The organism is Salinicoccus sp. Marseille-QA3875 (genome assembly GCF_054950095.1).
On sequence record NZ_CM143103.1, the window covers coordinates 1,622,538 to 1,638,644 of the forward strand.

Annotated in this window: 19 protein-coding genes and 1 riboswitch; of the genes, 15 read left to right on the forward strand and 4 right to left on the reverse strand. The window is 41.7% G+C overall.

Features of this window, described 5'->3' with window-relative positions; translation table 11 throughout:
* Positions 1–157 precede the first annotated feature (157 nt).
* The 4 genes from queC (at position 158) to queF (ending at position 2,601) form a co-directional block, all read left to right on the forward strand.
* Positions 158–838, forward strand: a complete 681-nt coding sequence (gene queC / locus ACY8DT_RS08330; protein ID WP_462419845.1) for a 7-cyano-7-deazaguanine synthase QueC — start codon at positions 158–160, stop codon at positions 836–838.
* Positions 816–1,229: a 6-carboxytetrahydropterin synthase QueD gene (gene queD, locus ACY8DT_RS08335; protein WP_462422247.1), complete on the forward strand. Its 414-nt coding sequence runs from the start codon at positions 816–818 to the stop codon at positions 1,227–1,229. The genes queC and queD overlap by 23 nt, the downstream gene beginning before the upstream one ends.
* Positions 1,229–1,948 (forward strand): 7-carboxy-7-deazaguanine synthase QueE, encoded by a 720-nt coding sequence (gene queE / locus ACY8DT_RS08340; RefSeq protein WP_462419846.1) that lies wholly within the window; start codon positions 1,229–1,231, stop codon positions 1,946–1,948. The genes queD and queE overlap by 1 nt, the downstream gene beginning before the upstream one ends.
* Before the next feature lie 52 nt (positions 1,949–2,000).
* A riboswitch (PreQ1 riboswitch) is annotated at positions 2,001–2,048 on the forward strand.
* A 64-nt stretch (positions 2,049–2,112) separates the two neighbouring features.
* The gene (queF, locus tag ACY8DT_RS08345; RefSeq protein ID WP_462419847.1) at positions 2,113–2,601 is read left to right on the forward strand and encodes a preQ(1) synthase; all 489 of its coding nucleotides are present in this window, start codon (positions 2,113–2,115) and stop codon (positions 2,599–2,601) included.
* Between the two features lie 59 nt (positions 2,602–2,660).
* Here the strand turns inward: queF and ACY8DT_RS08350 are convergent, their stop codons facing one another.
* Positions 2,661–2,945, reverse strand: a complete 285-nt coding sequence (locus tag ACY8DT_RS08350; protein ID WP_462419848.1) for a hypothetical protein — start codon at positions 2,943–2,945, stop codon at positions 2,661–2,663.
* 108 nt (positions 2,946–3,053) lie between these two features.
* Between ACY8DT_RS08350 and ACY8DT_RS08355 the strand changes: the two genes are divergently transcribed.
* From ACY8DT_RS08355 to ACY8DT_RS08370, 4 genes are all read left to right on the forward strand, one after another.
* Complete coding sequence (locus ACY8DT_RS08355; protein WP_462419849.1) at positions 3,054–3,563, forward strand: GNAT family N-acetyltransferase; 510 nt, start codon at positions 3,054–3,056, stop codon at positions 3,561–3,563.
* Between the two features lie 104 nt (positions 3,564–3,667).
* On the forward strand, positions 3,668–4,840 hold the full coding sequence (locus tag ACY8DT_RS08360) for a dicarboxylate/amino acid:cation symporter (protein WP_462419850.1): 1,173 nt from the start codon (positions 3,668–3,670) through the stop codon (positions 4,838–4,840).
* A gap of 127 nt (positions 4,841–4,967) precedes the next feature.
* A complete protein-coding gene (locus ACY8DT_RS08365; protein WP_462419851.1) occupies positions 4,968–6,110 on the forward strand; it encodes an MFS transporter in 1,143 nt (380 codons plus the stop codon).
* Between the two features lie 19 nt (positions 6,111–6,129).
* Entirely contained in the window at positions 6,130–7,020 is an 891-nt protein-coding gene (locus ACY8DT_RS08370; RefSeq protein ID WP_462419852.1) for a Rossmann-fold NAD(P)-binding domain-containing protein, read from the forward strand.
* Positions 7,021–7,066: 46 nt separating this feature from the next.
* On the opposite strand, the gene ACY8DT_RS08375 is transcribed toward ACY8DT_RS08370, so the two are convergent.
* On the reverse strand, positions 7,067–8,011 hold the full coding sequence (locus tag ACY8DT_RS08375) for a CHAP domain-containing protein (RefSeq protein WP_462419853.1): 945 nt from the start codon (positions 8,009–8,011) through the stop codon (positions 7,067–7,069).
* A gap of 264 nt (positions 8,012–8,275) precedes the next feature.
* Here ACY8DT_RS08375 and ACY8DT_RS08380 point away from each other — a divergent pair, with 264 nt between their 5' ends.
* The 6 genes from ACY8DT_RS08380 (at position 8,276) to ACY8DT_RS08405 (ending at position 14,282) form a co-directional block, all read left to right on the forward strand.
* A complete protein-coding gene (locus tag ACY8DT_RS08380) occupies positions 8,276–8,887 on the forward strand; it encodes a Bax inhibitor-1/YccA family protein (RefSeq protein ID WP_462419854.1) in 612 nt (203 codons plus the stop codon).
* A 47-nt stretch (positions 8,888–8,934) separates the two neighbouring features.
* Entirely contained in the window at positions 8,935–9,654 is a 720-nt protein-coding gene (locus ACY8DT_RS08385) for a YebC/PmpR family DNA-binding transcriptional regulator (protein WP_462419855.1), read from the forward strand.
* A 64-nt stretch (positions 9,655–9,718) separates the two neighbouring features.
* Positions 9,719–10,492 (forward strand): SDR family NAD(P)-dependent oxidoreductase, encoded by a 774-nt coding sequence (locus ACY8DT_RS08390; RefSeq protein WP_462419856.1) that lies wholly within the window; start codon positions 9,719–9,721, stop codon positions 10,490–10,492.
* A 514-nt stretch (positions 10,493–11,006) separates the two neighbouring features.
* A complete protein-coding gene (locus tag ACY8DT_RS08395; protein ID WP_462419857.1) occupies positions 11,007–11,393 on the forward strand; it encodes a GntR family transcriptional regulator in 387 nt (128 codons plus the stop codon).
* Positions 11,390–12,295 carry an ABC transporter ATP-binding protein gene (locus ACY8DT_RS08400; protein ID WP_462419858.1) on the forward strand — a complete coding sequence of 302 codons (906 nt, stop codon included), beginning with the start codon at positions 11,390–11,392 and terminating at the stop codon, positions 12,293–12,295. Before ACY8DT_RS08395 ends, ACY8DT_RS08400 begins: the two co-directional genes overlap by 4 nt.
* Positions 12,267–14,282: an ABC transporter permease gene (locus ACY8DT_RS08405; protein ID WP_462419859.1), complete on the forward strand. Its 2,016-nt coding sequence runs from the start codon at positions 12,267–12,269 to the stop codon at positions 14,280–14,282. Before ACY8DT_RS08400 ends, ACY8DT_RS08405 begins: the two co-directional genes overlap by 29 nt.
* 40 nt (positions 14,283–14,322) lie before the next feature.
* Here the strand turns inward: ACY8DT_RS08405 and ACY8DT_RS08410 are convergent, their stop codons facing one another.
* Together ACY8DT_RS08410 and ACY8DT_RS08415 are read right to left on the reverse strand one after the other, a co-directional pair.
* On the reverse strand, positions 14,323–15,009 hold the full coding sequence (locus ACY8DT_RS08410; protein WP_462419860.1) for an LrgB family protein: 687 nt from the start codon (positions 15,007–15,009) through the stop codon (positions 14,323–14,325).
* Positions 15,010–15,014: 5 nt separating this feature from the next.
* Entirely contained in the window at positions 15,015–15,374 is a 360-nt protein-coding gene (locus tag ACY8DT_RS08415) for a CidA/LrgA family protein (RefSeq protein WP_462419861.1), read from the reverse strand.
* Between the two features lie 143 nt (positions 15,375–15,517).
* On the opposite strand from ACY8DT_RS08415, the gene ACY8DT_RS08420 reads away from it, so the two are divergent.
* Complete coding sequence (locus tag ACY8DT_RS08420; protein WP_462419862.1) at positions 15,518–16,054, forward strand: ribonuclease FAU-1 family protein; 537 nt, start codon at positions 15,518–15,520, stop codon at positions 16,052–16,054.
* The last annotated feature ends 53 nt before the right edge of the window (positions 16,055–16,107 follow it).

A 16,107-nucleotide genomic window follows, 5' to 3' on the forward strand; every position in this document is an offset into this window, starting at 1 on the left:
CTGATAGTTAATACAGTTTACTATTATATCAAAATGCATAACGTTTATGAAGTCAATTGTATGTAATTATTGTTATATAATTGTGACACGCATGGCTAAATCATGCTGAAACTGTTAGAATTTAATGATTAATGAATATTTAAAGGAACGGTGGATTATGAATCTTAAAAAAGCATTAGTCGTTTTTTCAGGCGGTCAGGACTCTACGACCTGCATGTTTTATGCCATGAAAAATTATGAAGAAGTCGAGCTCGTCACTTTTATGTATGGTCAGAGACACGCGCTGGAAATTGATGTGGCCAAAAATATTGCTGTTGAACACAATTTAAAACATCATGTTCTGGACATGAACCTGCTGTCTCAGCTCAGTCCCAATGCATTGACTTCACACGACATGGCCATCGAAGAAGATGACAAAGGCGTACCGAATACATTTGTACCGGCAAGGAACATGATATTTCTATCATTTGCCGCGGCGCTTGCATACCAGGTTAAAGCGGGGACGATCATGACTGGTGTATGCCAGACTGATTTCAGCGGCTATCCGGACTGCCGCGATATATTCATAAAGTCGATGAATATTACTGCAAATCTTGCGATGGATGAGGACTTTATTATAGAGACACCGCTGATGTGGCTCGATAAAAAAGAAACATGGGCGATGGCGGATGAACTGGGTCAGCTGGACTATGTGAGGGAACACACGCTGACATGTTACGAAGGTGTCATCGGCGACGGCTGCGGGGAGTGTCCAGCCTGCGAACTGAGGAATAAAGGTCTCGATGAATACTTGAATGAAAGAGGGGATGACCATGATGTACCCGATACCGAGTCATGATTACGAATATGAACTGAATAAAGATTTGAACTTTTCCGCTGCACATTTCATACCGGATAAAAGAGCGGGCAAATGCGAGCGGGTTCACGGGCATACATACCATGTGAATATTACAATTGCAGGGGATACACTGGATGAACTTGGTTTTCTGGTGAATTTTTCAGCATTGAAAAATCTCATCATGGAAGCTTTTGATCACAGACTGTTAAATGAACATGAAGCATTCAGTGAGATTCCGCCAACCTCTGAAACACTGGCGAAAGTGATTTATGAAATGGTGGATCAATATATAAAAGAAGAACAGCCGAACGAATTGAAATGCCTGCAGATCATACTGAAAGAAACACCGACAAGCTATGTGGTCTACCGCCCAAAGGAGAACGATAAGTAATGAAAATACCTGTATTGGAAATCTTCGGCCCCACTTTTCAAGGGGAAGGTGCGGTCATCGGTCAAAAGACGATGTTCGTCAGAACTGCCGGATGTGACTACCAGTGCAGCTGGTGTGATTCCAAGTTCACCTGGGACGGCAGTCAGAAAGAAAATATCCGGATGATGAGCGCTGATGATATATTTGAATCACTCGATGCACTGGCTGAAAATAACTATAATCATGTAACGATTTCCGGAGGCAATCCGGTGCTTCTTAAAAACCTTAAAGTTTTCGTTGAGCAGGCCAAGGAAAAAGGAATCAGGCTTGCTGTGGAAACGCAGGGGTCCATGTATCAGGACTGGCTCCAGCTGATCGATGACATCACGATCAGCCCGAAGCCGCCGAGTTCCGGAATGAATACCGATTACGGTAAACTTGAACATATATTCACCAGGCTGGATGAAAGTGAAGCATCATACAACTTGAAAGTGGTCATCTTTGACGAAGAAGACTTCGAATATGCCGCAGATATGCATAAAAGATACCCGGACAAAGCATTTTACCTGCAGGTCGGCAATCCTTATCTCGATGGTGAAAATGTGGATAATCATACGGAAAAACTGCTCAGCCGCTATGAACAGCTGGTTGAAATGACGATGAACGACCAGCGTATGAATAACGTCAGAATCCTGCCGCAGCTTCACACATTATTGTGGAGCAACAAGCAGGGCGTATAGCCGGGCGGCATTGTCATATGCAGAGCGTATATAGTATAATATCAAAGAAGATATGAAAGAGGTTCTTAGCTCCCAACCCTCTATAAAAAACTAAGTCACACATATAAAGTCATGTGCCTTAGAAAAGGACATGACTTTCTTTATTTTAAATAAGGCGGGATAATATGTCAGAAGAAAATACTGAAGATTTAACATTGCTCGGCAATCAGGAGGTCAAATACAGCTTTGATTACGATCCTGATGTTTTGGAGACATTTGACAATAAATTCCCGGGACGGGATTACTTTGTAAAGTTCAACTGTCCGGAATTTACAACGCTCTGTCCGATTACAAATCAGCCGGACTTTGCGACGATTTACATTTCTTATATACCGGATGTCAAGATGGTGGAGTCAAAATCGTTGAAGCTCTACTTGTTCAGCTATAGAAATCACGGCGGTTTCCATGAGTCCAGCGTCAATATGATCATGGATGATCTGATTGAACTGATGGACCCGCGGTATATAGAAGTATGGGGGAAATTCACACCGAGAGGCGGCATCTCAATCGACCCGTACTGCAACTACGGTCGGCCGGCAACCAAATATGAAGTGATGGCTGATAAAAGGCTGATGGAACATGACACGTATCCGGAAACGATAAATAACAGATAAATAAAAGTGCTTAAAGCCGGAGCTTTAAGCACTTTTCCCTTTTCCCATCCCAAGAACTATTATTCAGCTGCAGTTTTACTGCCTTTATTGTAAGTGATCAGTTTGTAAGCGTGATATACGGCTCCGTATAAAACCAGTAACGGTATTATTATAACTACCAGGAAGAAGAAAATCCCCACGATTTCTCCGAATCCTAAGTTGGCAAACATGCCGCCTGTATTTCCTTCCACCAAAGGCGGCAGGAAAGCAAAGTAATATAAGAGGCCGAGAAATGCCAATGTAAATAAATAGAATACCATGTTTGAGATGTGATAAGGGACTGTGTTTTTATCAAATTTGAACATTTTACAAATCCCCTCTACTATAATAGATAATTACATTATACAATAGTCCTGTCAAAAATAATAGACGGATACGTATAAAATATTGTAAAACGATATGGAGTGATGATTATGTTTTTAAGAAAAGCGGAAAAAAGAGACCTGCCATATATTTTGAATATCACAGAAAAGGTCGTCCCGATAATGCAGGCATCGGGCAACACGCAGTGGTCGGATGAATATCCCGATGAAAGAATATTCAGGGAAGATCTTGAAGACCGGTCGCTGTATGTGTACGAAGAAAATAACCTGATAAAAGGCTTTGCGGTGGTCGATAATAAACATCCCTATCCGTACGACGACATTCCATGGGAGCTGACGAGAGCCGATTCCAGAGCACTTCACCGAATGGCTGTGAGTCCGGAATTCCAGGGACAGGGCATCGCCTCCAAAATGATGAAAGAAATCGAAAGCAGATTAATTGCTAAAGGGATCAAAGGCATACATACAGATACATCACTTGAAAATGAAAAGATGCAATACCAATTTGAGAAGAATGGTTATGAATTTAAAGGGCAGTTGAATCTGGATGAAAACCTGGATGACTGGTATGCTGCTTATGAAAAAGTGTTTGAAGTGTAGAGTGGAAAAAGTTACGAAAACCTTTTCATGAATACATGAATTTTTATTTATTTTATAATTGTATAATGTATAATCGACTTAAGCTCTATTAAGGGGGAGAAATTTTGAAGTTAATAATCAGACTTATTGCAGGTATTTTAGTGGGGGTTACTGTTGGTACTTTGTACTATGCTTTCGGGGGCACCTTCTTTGAACTGCTTGCACGTTTATTTGTAACAGGTGAGGCGATTTTAGGATCAATCATATTCTTTACCATTCCATTCATCATTTTGTTCTTTATCGCCTCGGGTATTTCAAGAATAACAGGCGGTTCAGGAAGAGTAGTAGGTGCGACGCTGGGCGTTGCTTACATATCGACCATCGGTGCCGGGCTGCTCGCGTATTTTGTTGCGATATTGGTAATGCCCCGTATTACCGATGGTGGATCCGTACCGGAAGAAGGTACGGAACTGGCTCCATTTTTTGAATTTGAAATTCCGCCGGTAATGGACATTTTATCAGCACTTGTTCTGGCATTTGCGATAGGTATCGTCATTACAGTGACAAAGACGGATACGATGAGGAAATGGGTGGACGACGGCAAGGTGATTACAGAATATATCATTGAAAAAGTAATCATCAATATTTTACCGTTTTATATCGCAGGTGTATTTGCAGGAATGGCCGCAACAGGTACGGTGTTCGATACGCTGGCAGTATTCGGTGTCGTCTTATTAGTTGCAATTCTATTACATTGGGTATGGATTACTGTCCAATATACGATTGCAGGCATTGCAATCGGCAAGAACCCTTTTGTTATGATCAAGACCATGCTGCCGGCTTACTTTACAGCTCTTGGTACGATGAGCAGTGCTGCAACGATTCCGGTGACGCTCAAACGGGTCAAAGAAAATGGCATCCGTAACCGTATTGCCGACTTCGTTGTGCCTCTGTGTGCGAATATACACCTGTCAGGCAGTACGATTACGATCGTCAGCTGTTCGATTGCCGTCATGACAGTATTGCCGGATTACAGTCTGCCGGGATTTTTTGAGATACTGGGAACTATTCTGCTGCTTGGCGTTGTTATGATTGCAGCGCCGGGTGTACCGGGTGGCGCGATTATGGCAGCGAGTGGCGTTTTGATGGCAAACCTCGGATTCAATGAAGCGGCGGTGGCATTCATGATCGCCCTTTATATGGCGCAGGACAGTTTTGGTACTGCGACAAACATCACTGGAGATGGTGCTGTAGCAGCAATCATCGACGCATATGAACAGAAAATTAATAAAGCATAAACACAGAAAAGCTTAAGATAATTCTTAAGCTTTTTCTTTTGTTTTTTACTAAGTTGTTTTGAAATACTTATATCCGTAATTCAGTTATAATGGGATATGTATTTATCATACGGAGAAAGTGGTTTTCATGAGCAGATTATTGTTTGTTGTCGTCTTTATATGTTTTTTGGATTTATTTATAGAATTGCCGATTATTACACCATTCGCTCTTTCTCTCGGAGCAACTGAATATATTGCCGGTGTCATAGTCGCTACATATTCATTCTTCAACCTGATTGGAAACGTTTCGGGCGGATACTTGTCCGATAAAATCGGCCGCAGAAACATTTTGTTGACGGGTATGGCCGTGAATATCGTTGCTTTAATGACATATTCCCTTATCGATTCAGTGGAAGCTCTACTCTTTCTGCGAATCATCCATGGTTTTTCAGCCGGTATGCTGACTCCTGTCGCATTCAGCCTCGTCGCTGACTTATCAAGACGGGAAGCAATGGGTCGTTCGATGGCTTTGACTGGCATATCCATAGGGTCTGCTGCCGTGCTCGGACCTGCGCTCGGTGGTATCATTTCCAGTCTGGCAACTTATCAGACGGTTTATTTCGTGCTCGGTTGTATATATATTGCAGGAATACTGCTGGTGATATTTTTTATTAAAGAAAGTATGAGCAAGGAAGAGAGAGCATCTCATAATGTGACCAGTTACCGGAAATTATTATCACGTCCGTCGCTGATCATTGCCTATATTTCATCATTTACATTGATGGTGGCAAACGGTTCGCTTGCTTTCGGCCTGCCGATAAAGGTGAGTCTGATTGGTCTGGAGGACCATATTACAGGCATGCTGCTCTCCGTTTTCGGTTTAACTGCGATACTTGTTTTTGCGACCCGGATCAATGTAATCTACAGTAAAATCAAATCGATGAAACTGGTTATGTTCGGCATATTCATAGTCAGTATTGCGATGCTGATGCTTCATTTTGCGCCGAGCCAATCATTAGTTCTAGTGGTGATGGTTATTTACGGTGCGGGTTTTGCGCTGATATTTCCATCTATGAATAAAATTATTGCGGAGAATACAGAAATATATGAACGTGGAAAAGCCAACGGCATTTTTTACGCCTTCTTTTCAATAGGTTCGGTCTTCGGATCATATTCTTCAGGTATATTTACGACATATTTTGATATCCCGTTTGTGTTTATAGGAATAATTTTAATGGTAATGCTGATTATTATCGTCGTGATGGATGGAAGATATGTAGCAAAAGAGTGACTTGGGAAGGAATGATTTTTTGAAAAATGTTTTATTGATGGGCATAAGCGGAAGAATAGGAAAGAACTTATACAAAGAATTGAAATCAGAATATAACCTGTTTGCGTTTTCAATCCCGAATCAGAAAGAAGATGTTCCCGGCATCACTTTATTGAAGAAAGATCTGTTCATCCTTCCTGAAGTGGAGGAAGCCCTGAAAGGCATTGACATCGTCATATTTTTTGAAGACCCTATTATGAGACTGAACCGTCTGACGCAGGGAAAGTTTTATGATATCTATTCATTGATAGCGGATAATATTGCACGCGCCTCAAAATTGAACGGCGTGGAACAGGTGATCTATGTTGCTGATGAAATCAGCTCGGGTGAAACCATGAAAATCCTGGGTGCATACGGCACACCTGTAGAAGTGACTGAAACACCTGTTAAAAGGTATGGTAAAAATCTGTCCTATAAGGCATCGGATTATAACAATGTGAGAAGTATTCAAAAGGCGCCGCTGCCTGAAGGGTGGCCGGTAAAAAGAGTTGCTGAATATTATTTTGAATGGCTGAATGAAATCTTATACAATGTAATGAATGTTGTTGCCGAAAATGGTGAATATAAAATCTATCTCTCTCATGTGGAACATCCGATACTCGTCGTAACTTATGATCGAGAGGAAAGTGTCGATGATATCGAACTCTACCAGATTACCGGCGGCATACTGTCCAAAAGACAGCCTAATAAGATCGCCAGGCTGGAGTTCAGAAGACTTGGGAATCAGGAAGAGTTTATCATGGCCCTGCATGATTTTGAACCGAATCTCCCTTGGGGCATATATATATTCACTCAAGCCCCGCTCAATGCCCTGGTCAATAGAATCTATCAGGTTGAAATGATCATAAGCAGGCACGAGTCCAGAGAATGAAAAAAAGAGAGAAATCACATGTATATGCGATTTCTCTCTTTTTATATTAGTGAATGAAATTGTGGTTTGCTGCCTGAGAAGCACTTAGTGTTCTGTGACCTTTGACACCTACGCCAGTGCCGAAGTTCATTTCTGAAATCAGGATTGATCCATCCGGATTGATTCTTTCAACAACACCGACGTGGCCCATTCCCCATGCGTTATTCGTCCATGCATGTGCCTGGATGATTGCACCCACTGAAGGGCTGTTGTTTACACTGTAGCCTGCTGATCTAGCCTGGGCAGCCCAGTTGCTTGCATTGCCCCAGCCGTTTCCGACCGGTTTGCCAAGCTGCTTACGTCGTTCGAATGCATACCATGTGCAGTCTCCCCAGTAGTACCAGTTAGTGCCCCATGATGAAGCACTGCTCGGAGCCGGTGCATTATAGCTTGAACCTGAGTCAGAGCTGCTTGAGCTTGATGCACTTGAGCTGTTATCTGAAGCTGATGAAGCGTTTGAACTTGTGTTTGAGCTTGATGTGTTGCTTGAAGAAGAGTTTGAGCTAAGCTTCAAAGTCTGTCCAGGATGAATGATATGACCTGAAATATTGTTGATGCTCATTAATGTTCTGTAGTTCATTCCGTTGGCACGTGCGATACTGCTTAAAGTATCACCGGATTTTACCGTGTAAGAACCGCCGGTTGAAGTGTTTGAGCTCGTTGATGTTGATGAACTTGTGGAACTGCTGCTTGAACTGCTTGATGTGCTGCTTGAAGAAGAGCTGTTCGAGCTTGAAGAGCCTGAAACTTTCAAGCTTTGATTTACAAGAATCAGGTCAGATGATAAGTTGTTCCATGACTTTAATTGAGATACTGTTACATTGTTATTTTGAGCGATGGACCATAGTGTGTCTCCGCCTTTTACAGTATGTGAAGATGCTTCTGCATCATCAGCAAATGCATATGTAGAAATTGCAGCTGTTGCTGTCAGCGCTGTGATTACCTTTTTCATGAGATGATATCCTCCATAGTATAATGTTAATATATATATATGTGTATGACTGATATGTATGTTTTATGTATGTACTTTCAGTACAGAACTAATAATATCAAAATTCATCTCGAATTTGAGCAATGTAATCAAATTGTAATACAATTTAAATATTAGGGCATTTTTTGTCATAATTGAAATATTTAAGTATATAATTACACAAAATGCATGATTGTGCTCATGCAGGGTATTAAATTTTATAGACATTATTCAGAGGTGAAAAAATTGATAAAAAATCACGGCAAAGTCTGGCTTTTCTTTCTATATTACTGGTTGATATTTGGTGTCGGCACCTACTTTGGACAATTTTTACCTGAAGAATGGCGGCCGACATTATCAATGTCGCTGTTTGCTATTATTATGATTTCATTCTTTGTTAGAGGATTTAACAGATCAGGGCCGATACTCAGCCATATTTATGCGATTCTGATCGGCCTTGTATCATTTGGTACGTTTGAAGGCTTTATCAATCAATTCGATGCGGAGATTTTTTATCAGGTCGTCATGATAGCCGTTGCCGTCTTTATATTTTTTGGTATAATCGGTTATTTTTATTTGAAAGATATATCTTCATGGGGAAAATATTTGTTCATGGCATTACTGATACTGATATTTTCATCGCTGTTAAACTTCTTTATCCAGCTGGACTGGCTGGCATTTGCAATCACAATCGTGGGTCTGTTGCTATATCTCGGATTCACAATGTATGATTTTAACAGGATGAAAAATAACAAGTATAGAAACCCGCGTGTCATGGGCTTCAACTTATTCATAGATTTGATAATCCTGATCAAACGGATACTTCAGCTATACCGCCGTTTTGGAAATAAAAGATGAATGATGTTATATTATAGGAGAATTTTTGAAGAGAGAAGATGAAATAATTGGGTAGAAAATGGAACAATATTAAAGAAAAGAAAGCTCAAAAGGATCAGAATACGAGCCGTATCTATGCAAAGTTCGGTCGCGAAATATATGTTGCTGCACGTAAAGGAGAACCGGATCCGGAAACCAACCAGGCGCTTAAGGCTGTGCTGGACCGTGCACGAACCTATTCTGTGCCGAAACATATTGTGGATAAGGCCGTTGAAAAAGCCAAAGGCGGAGATGACGAAACGTTTGATGAGCTGCGTTATGAAGGTTTCGGCCCGAACGGCTCGATGATCATTGTCGATGCCCTGACGAATAATGTGAACAGGACGGCATCAGACTTAAGAGCTGCATTCGGTAAAAATGGCGGCAACATGGGTGTGAGCGGTTCTGTCAGCTACATGTTCGATTCCGTTTCAGTGTTTGTCTTTACAGGATTCGACAGTGAAGAAGCACTTGTTTATTTAATGGAGAACGATGTGGATGTCAATGATGTCACAACTGAAAATGATTTTACCGTCGTCTATGGTGATACGCACAGTTTCCATGAAATAAAAAGTGCGTTGGATGAAATGGGTGTCGATGAATACGAAGTTGCAGAGCAGTCCATGCTGGCACAGAATGAAGTGGCACTGGGAAGTGATGACCGTGAACAGTTTGAAGAACTGATTGATGCCCTGGATGATCTTGAAGACGTGTCGAATGTATATCACAACGTCAATCTGGAATCATAAAACTGTTGGTATCGTGCCCATAATGGTAACTTAGAATCAAAGACAATGATATGGGGGCGTTATGATGGATTTTGGGTATGAAGGTAAAGTGGTCGTTATTACTGGTTCCAGTAAAGGGATCGGTAGACAGACAGCTGAAGAGATGTTGAAACTGGGAGCTAAAGTGATGCTTGTTGCCAGAGGTGAAGATGCTCTGAAAACGGCACAGCAGGAGCTCAGTGAATACGGTGAAGTTGAATATATCGTTCAGGATGTCACTGGAGCGTCTGCCGGCGGAAACATAATCGATGCGGTCATTGATAAATTTGGCCGTCTGGATGTTCTGGTGAATAATGCTGGAGGAGCCTTTGCCGAAAGTTTTGAAGATGTTGAAGTCAGTGACTGGGAAGATGACCTCAACCTGAAACTTTTATCAGCAGTGAAGATGTCAAAAGCGGCTTTGCCTCATTTGAAAGAGAACGGCGGAGCAATATTGAACCTGACGGCAGTTGCCGGGAAGGCCCCGGAAGCATCGACATTGCCGACTGCAGTTTCAAGAAGCGCAGGCCTCTCCATGACAAAAGCGATGAGCAAAGATTTAGGGAAGTATAATATACGTGTAAATGCAGTATGTATCGGCCTGATTCACAGTGATCAGATTGAGAAGATGTGGCAGGAAAAAGCACCTGAACTTACATGGGAAGAATTTGCGACGACAGGTCATGAAGATATTCCGCTCGGTCGGATCGGAGAGACAAAAGAAGCGGCGAACGTGATTACATTTTTATGTTCAGATCTCGCATCATATATAACAGGAGTAGCCGTAAATATTGACGGTGGTGCGAGTCCGGCACTGTAAATTGAGTTGAATGAGCAAGCCCCCGGGTTAATGATTATTAACCCGGGGGCTTTTTGTCGTGGCTAGAGGCGTTCTCCCGACATGGCGTAGAAACGATGTCGGGGCAGGGGCGTTCTCCCGACATGGCTCGAAAACGATGTCGGGGCAGAGGTGTTCTCCCGACATGGCTTGGAAACGATGTCGGAGCAGAGGCGTTCTCCCGACATGGCTCAGAAACGATGTCGGGGCAGAGGTGTTCTCCCGACATGGCTCGAAAACGATGTCGGGGCAGAGGTGTTCTCCCGACATGGCTTGGAAACGATGTCGGAGCAGAGGTGTTTTCCCGACATGGCGCAAAAACGATGTCGGGGCAGGGGCGTTCTCCCGACATGGCTCGAAAACGATGTCGGGGCAGAGGTGTCTTCCCGACATGGCGTGAAAACGATGTCGGGATGCAATATAATAATTTATTATTGCTATTATATCGTATTAACTGTATTATTATGGCTAATACAGTTTGAACGGAGGGATAATCATGTTTGATATAGATGTGAGAAGCCGTGTGCCAATCTATGAACAGCTCGTTGATAATATCAAGATGATGATTATTCAAAATGTACTTGAAAAAGATGAAAAATTGCCATCAGTCAGAAAGATGGCGCAGGAGATTACAATCAATCCCAATACGATTCAGAAAGCCTACCGTGAACTGGAAAGTGAAGGGTATATTTACTCTTTGCCCGGGAAGGGAAGTTTTGTCAGTGATACGAAAAATACAGTCAGCAGTCAAAAAATCGAAGTGTTGAAAGACAATTTAGAAGATATTGTTAAAGAACTCATCTATCTTCGGGTGCCTGTCGAAAAAATAAAAACATTGGTGGACGAGGCTGAAGCTGAAATGAAGGAGGATGGAGATCAATGAAAGTTAATGTCAGAAATGTAGATAAATCTTTTGGAGCAAAAAAGGCAGTCAGCAATGTGGATCTTGTCATTACACCGGGAACGATGCATGGTCTGCTCGGCTCGAATGGAGCGGGTAAAACCACATTCATGAAAACTCTGATGGGAATTTATAAGACGGACAGTGGAGAAGTGCTGTTTGATGACAAAAATATCTATGAGAATACTGAAATGAAATCGGAAGTCATATTCATACAGGATATCCCTTTCTTTTTTGCATCCGCCACATTGAATAAGATGGCTGAATTTTACCGTGGGATCTACCCGCGGTGGTCAGAAAAAAGATTTCAACAGCTCACCCGTCATTTCAAGCTGAATCCGAATCAGAATTTAAATGCGCTGTCCAAAGGGATGAGGCGTCAGGCATCATTTATTCTCGCCATTTCTTCACGGCCAAAAGTGATGCTTCTTGATGAGCCGTTTGACGGTCTGGATCCGATCATCCGGCAGCAGATTAAAAATATTCTTCTGCAGGATATTGCGGGTCACAATATGACAGTCATCGCCTCCAGCCATAACTTGAGAGAGATGGAGGATATATGCGATTCCGTATCCATTATGCACCATGGCGAGCTGTTGTTTAACAGAGATCTGTCGGAGATAAAAGGCTCCCATTGCAAACTTCAAATAGCATTCAATCAACTGCCGGACGATGAATTTTTTGAAGATATCGGTGCTGTCCACAAAAATGTGAAAGGCCGTATTATTACATGCATCATTAAAGGAGATATTCTGGACGTGGAAAAGAAAATCACAAAATACAATCCTTTGATGTACGATATCCTGCCGCTTACTTTAGAAGAAATATTCACTTATGAAATGGGGGAAAAAGGCTATGAAATATCTAACATCATTGTGGAATAGTACTCTGATACGGCATTTTACGGGCCAGACTTTCTGGATTGCAGTATTATATACAGTGATTTCCCTGGTGGCACTGCCGCTCAGCCTGTGGGTCGCCTCATCGAATATGGGTAATGTGGAAAACATGACAGACTTTGAAAATACTAATATCGTTCAGACATTGATGCAGGTGAATCTTGTTTTAGGTATTATTTTCGCAGTGACACTGGCAATGTTTACAATGAATTTTAAAAATAGTGAAAGTATATCAGATTTCATACACAGTCTGCCCGTCGGAAGAGGTTCAATCTTATCGGCGGTATACATTGTTGGCATATTGCTTATGACTCTGCCGGTTATATTCATATCAATCATACTGATGTTCGAAAGATATATTCTGGTCTTCGATCTATCTTTCGGAGAAATCTTTTTTTGGATGATATATACGGTGATTATAATGATCATTACCTATATATTCGCTGTGTTCACCGGTTTTTTCACGAATAAACTGTTCATACATCTTCAGCTTATCGTAATTTTATTTTTCCTGCCGCTTGCGATGTGGACGGCAATGGTCAGCACTGCAAGCATGATATATGACGGTGTCGCCGTGTACAGCAGCATGAGAGGCGATGATTTGCTGTCGCCGGTGATAAATAATACTTTTCCGATATTTGCGGTTTCACAGAATTTTGACGATTTTTCACTGGTGAAGTCTGTAGTCTGGGCAGTGGTTGGAATAGTGATTATGGCAATCTCATACTTTATATATATGAAGCGCAGAAACGAATATGTGAATTCGAATTTCACTTATTCTTCTGTAAGATATGTCCTTTCTGTAATCATTACAATTCTCGGTATGCTCATTTTAGGCAGTGTGCTTGGATATGTATTATCCGGTAATGACGTTGTGAAAGTAATATCATTTGTACTTGGCTGGCTGGGTTCATATATCATTGTGGAAATGCTTTTTCAAAGTACAGTTAAAATAGATATTAAACTGAAAACGATGATAATTTCAGCCATTAGTGCTGTCATATTTATGGGCGTTTTTTATGCAGGATGGAATTCATATACTTCATATGTACCTGAAGCAGAAGATGTCGACTCGGTCATGGTCTATTCATCGGATGCAGGCTCGTCCTACACCAATTTTGAAAAGCAGGAAATTATGAATGATGACTATTTGACGAATGACGATAGGGAGTTTATCAACGACACGGTAGAGGCTCACCAATTTGCTGCAGGGCGCAGCATGGAGGAGGAAAGACAGGGTTATTACCGGACGCTCGAAGTGGCTTACAAAATGAATGACGGCAGCATGGTATACCGTTCATTTAACCATTACCCTGACAGTGATGAAGCACTTCAGGCTCTGGAGCAGCTGGATTCGGTACAGAATTTGAGAACGACGGATCTCATACTCAACATAGAGGAGCATGAATGGATGACTAATATCATGCTGAGTTCTTTTGCAGGTGATACCGTCTATATCAACGGCGAAGATGATATGAACCGATTTGCCAATGATTATAAGAGCAAATATCAAAATTCTGCAGATGGCAGCCTGGAGCTGATAAACCTTGCATCAGGAAATCTGTTCAACATGGAGATCGAGTATCATCATACCGGGAACCAAAGAGAGTATATTTATGGGCAAGGCAATCTATATAACCCGGCTGTCATTGAAAAAATATCAGAGGAGATGCCGCTCAGTGAATTCCTGGCTTTATATGAAGCTGAAGAAGTTTATGAATATGAGATTGTAAATTCCGATGTATTTTATGATGATTTCAAAAATTCATCGATGGAAGCATTCAACAACAAGTATGATTTGAAATTACTGGAGCCGGAGGAGAGAAAAAATCTGGAAGAGGAGATAGATTCCGGCAATCTGAGTACAGAGAGCGGACGGGTCATCATTTTCAGAAGTCCGTATCATTATCCGGATGAAAATAGTAATGAACTTTCGGCTCAGTACACACATTACATCATCGGAGTCGAATAACTGATAAAAGAGATATGCAAAATTGCATATCTCTTTTATTTCATACGAACCAGGACACCAACCATGGCGTAATGATTGATACCACAAGCGCACTGCTGACCATGGCCACCGTACTGATCGAGCCGGCGAGCTGACTTTCCTTCATCACTTCGGCAGTGCCTATGGCATGGGCGGCGCTGCCCATGCCGAGTCCGCGGCCGAGCTCTGAGTGGATGCCGAACAGCTTAAAGATATATTTATGAACAATCACACCGCTTATACCGGCAATGACTACCATGATCGCTGACAGTGAGGTGATGCCGCCAAGCACTTCAGTAATCACTACGGCTACGGGTGTAGTGACGGACTTTGCGGAAATGGCATATAAGATTTCTTCAGAAAAACCTGCCCAATATGTTAAAAGCAGACCGGATATTACACCGGTAAATGCTCCGGCTGTCGTACCGATCAACAGGGGTGCTGCGAGTTTCACCAATGTTCTCCGCTGTATATAAAGCGGATAGGCCAGGGCGACAACGGCAGGTCCGAGCAGCTGGTTGATCCAGTCCCCGCCGATCATATACTGCTCGTAGGAGAGCTGGAAGATTAAAAGGACGATAATAATAAAGATCGTCGACAATAAAACGGGCAGGGTGAACGGATGCGGCCATTTTCTATGTATATGCAGTGCTAGCTGATACATCAGAATTGTAAGAGCAATAGTTAATATGCCTATCATTACAGTCATTGAACTCACTCCTCTCTATGTTTGAATCGTTCACCGATCAGGCCGGATACCACCATTACCAGTACAGTGCTGAATATGACTATGATAAGTAAAAGAAAGCCTTTACCTGCAAAAATTTTGTAATATACCATCAGTCCTATAAATGCCGGAATGAAAAAGAAAGGGAGATGTTTCACCATGAAGCCGGCACCTTCTTCTATCCATTCAACTTTTAGCAGTCTGGTGAAAAGCAGGATGATCAGCAGGACCATCCCGATGACACTGCCTGGTATTATCAGGTTGAAAGCGTCGGCAATCCATTCGCCGATCCGGTACAGCACATACAACATTACGATTTGAAAGACAATCTTCAAAAACTTGGTCATTTGAATTCACCTCTGGTTATCTACTATGTATATTACATGATTAGTCCGATGGAAAGAATAACAAAGTACAGAGATATTCGATTACGTATCCCTTCACTTTTCTTTTAATAATTATGTATAATGTAAAGAAGGAGATGAGAGCCATGAAAATGAAGTATTTGGATAAACGCGGATGGCGTCGTTTATTGAAATCTACTTATGATGAAAAACTGACTTATTTCAATGGTGAAGAATTTCTAGTCAGTCTCATTGACATGAAAGAAATACGCTCACCTCTCGTCGTTCCAGTTGTCAATAAGGAAGTAAAAGTCGTTGATACAGATTATAAATGGATGCAGATCCTGCCGGGGGACCGGGATTACAGTATTACAGTGATGTATAATGAAAAGTGGGAGACGCTTCAGTACTATTTTGATGTCAACACAGAACATTATCTGGAGCTTGGTAATGCAAGAAGAAAAGATATTTATCTGGATGTACTGGCACTTCCGAACGGCGAATATGAGCTGGTGGATGAAAAAGATATACACCGCGCGCTGAAAAACAACAAGATTACAGAAGCGGATAAAGATAGAGCATACAGCGTTGCGGATCATATTATGAAAGAAATCAATAATGATTTCTCCCAATTTGAGACACTGGCAGAGTACTGTCTGAAGACAATAAGAAAAAGAAGGTAATAAAATTACATATATAAAAAAGACAGACCGGATTAGTCTGTCTTTTAGCTAAA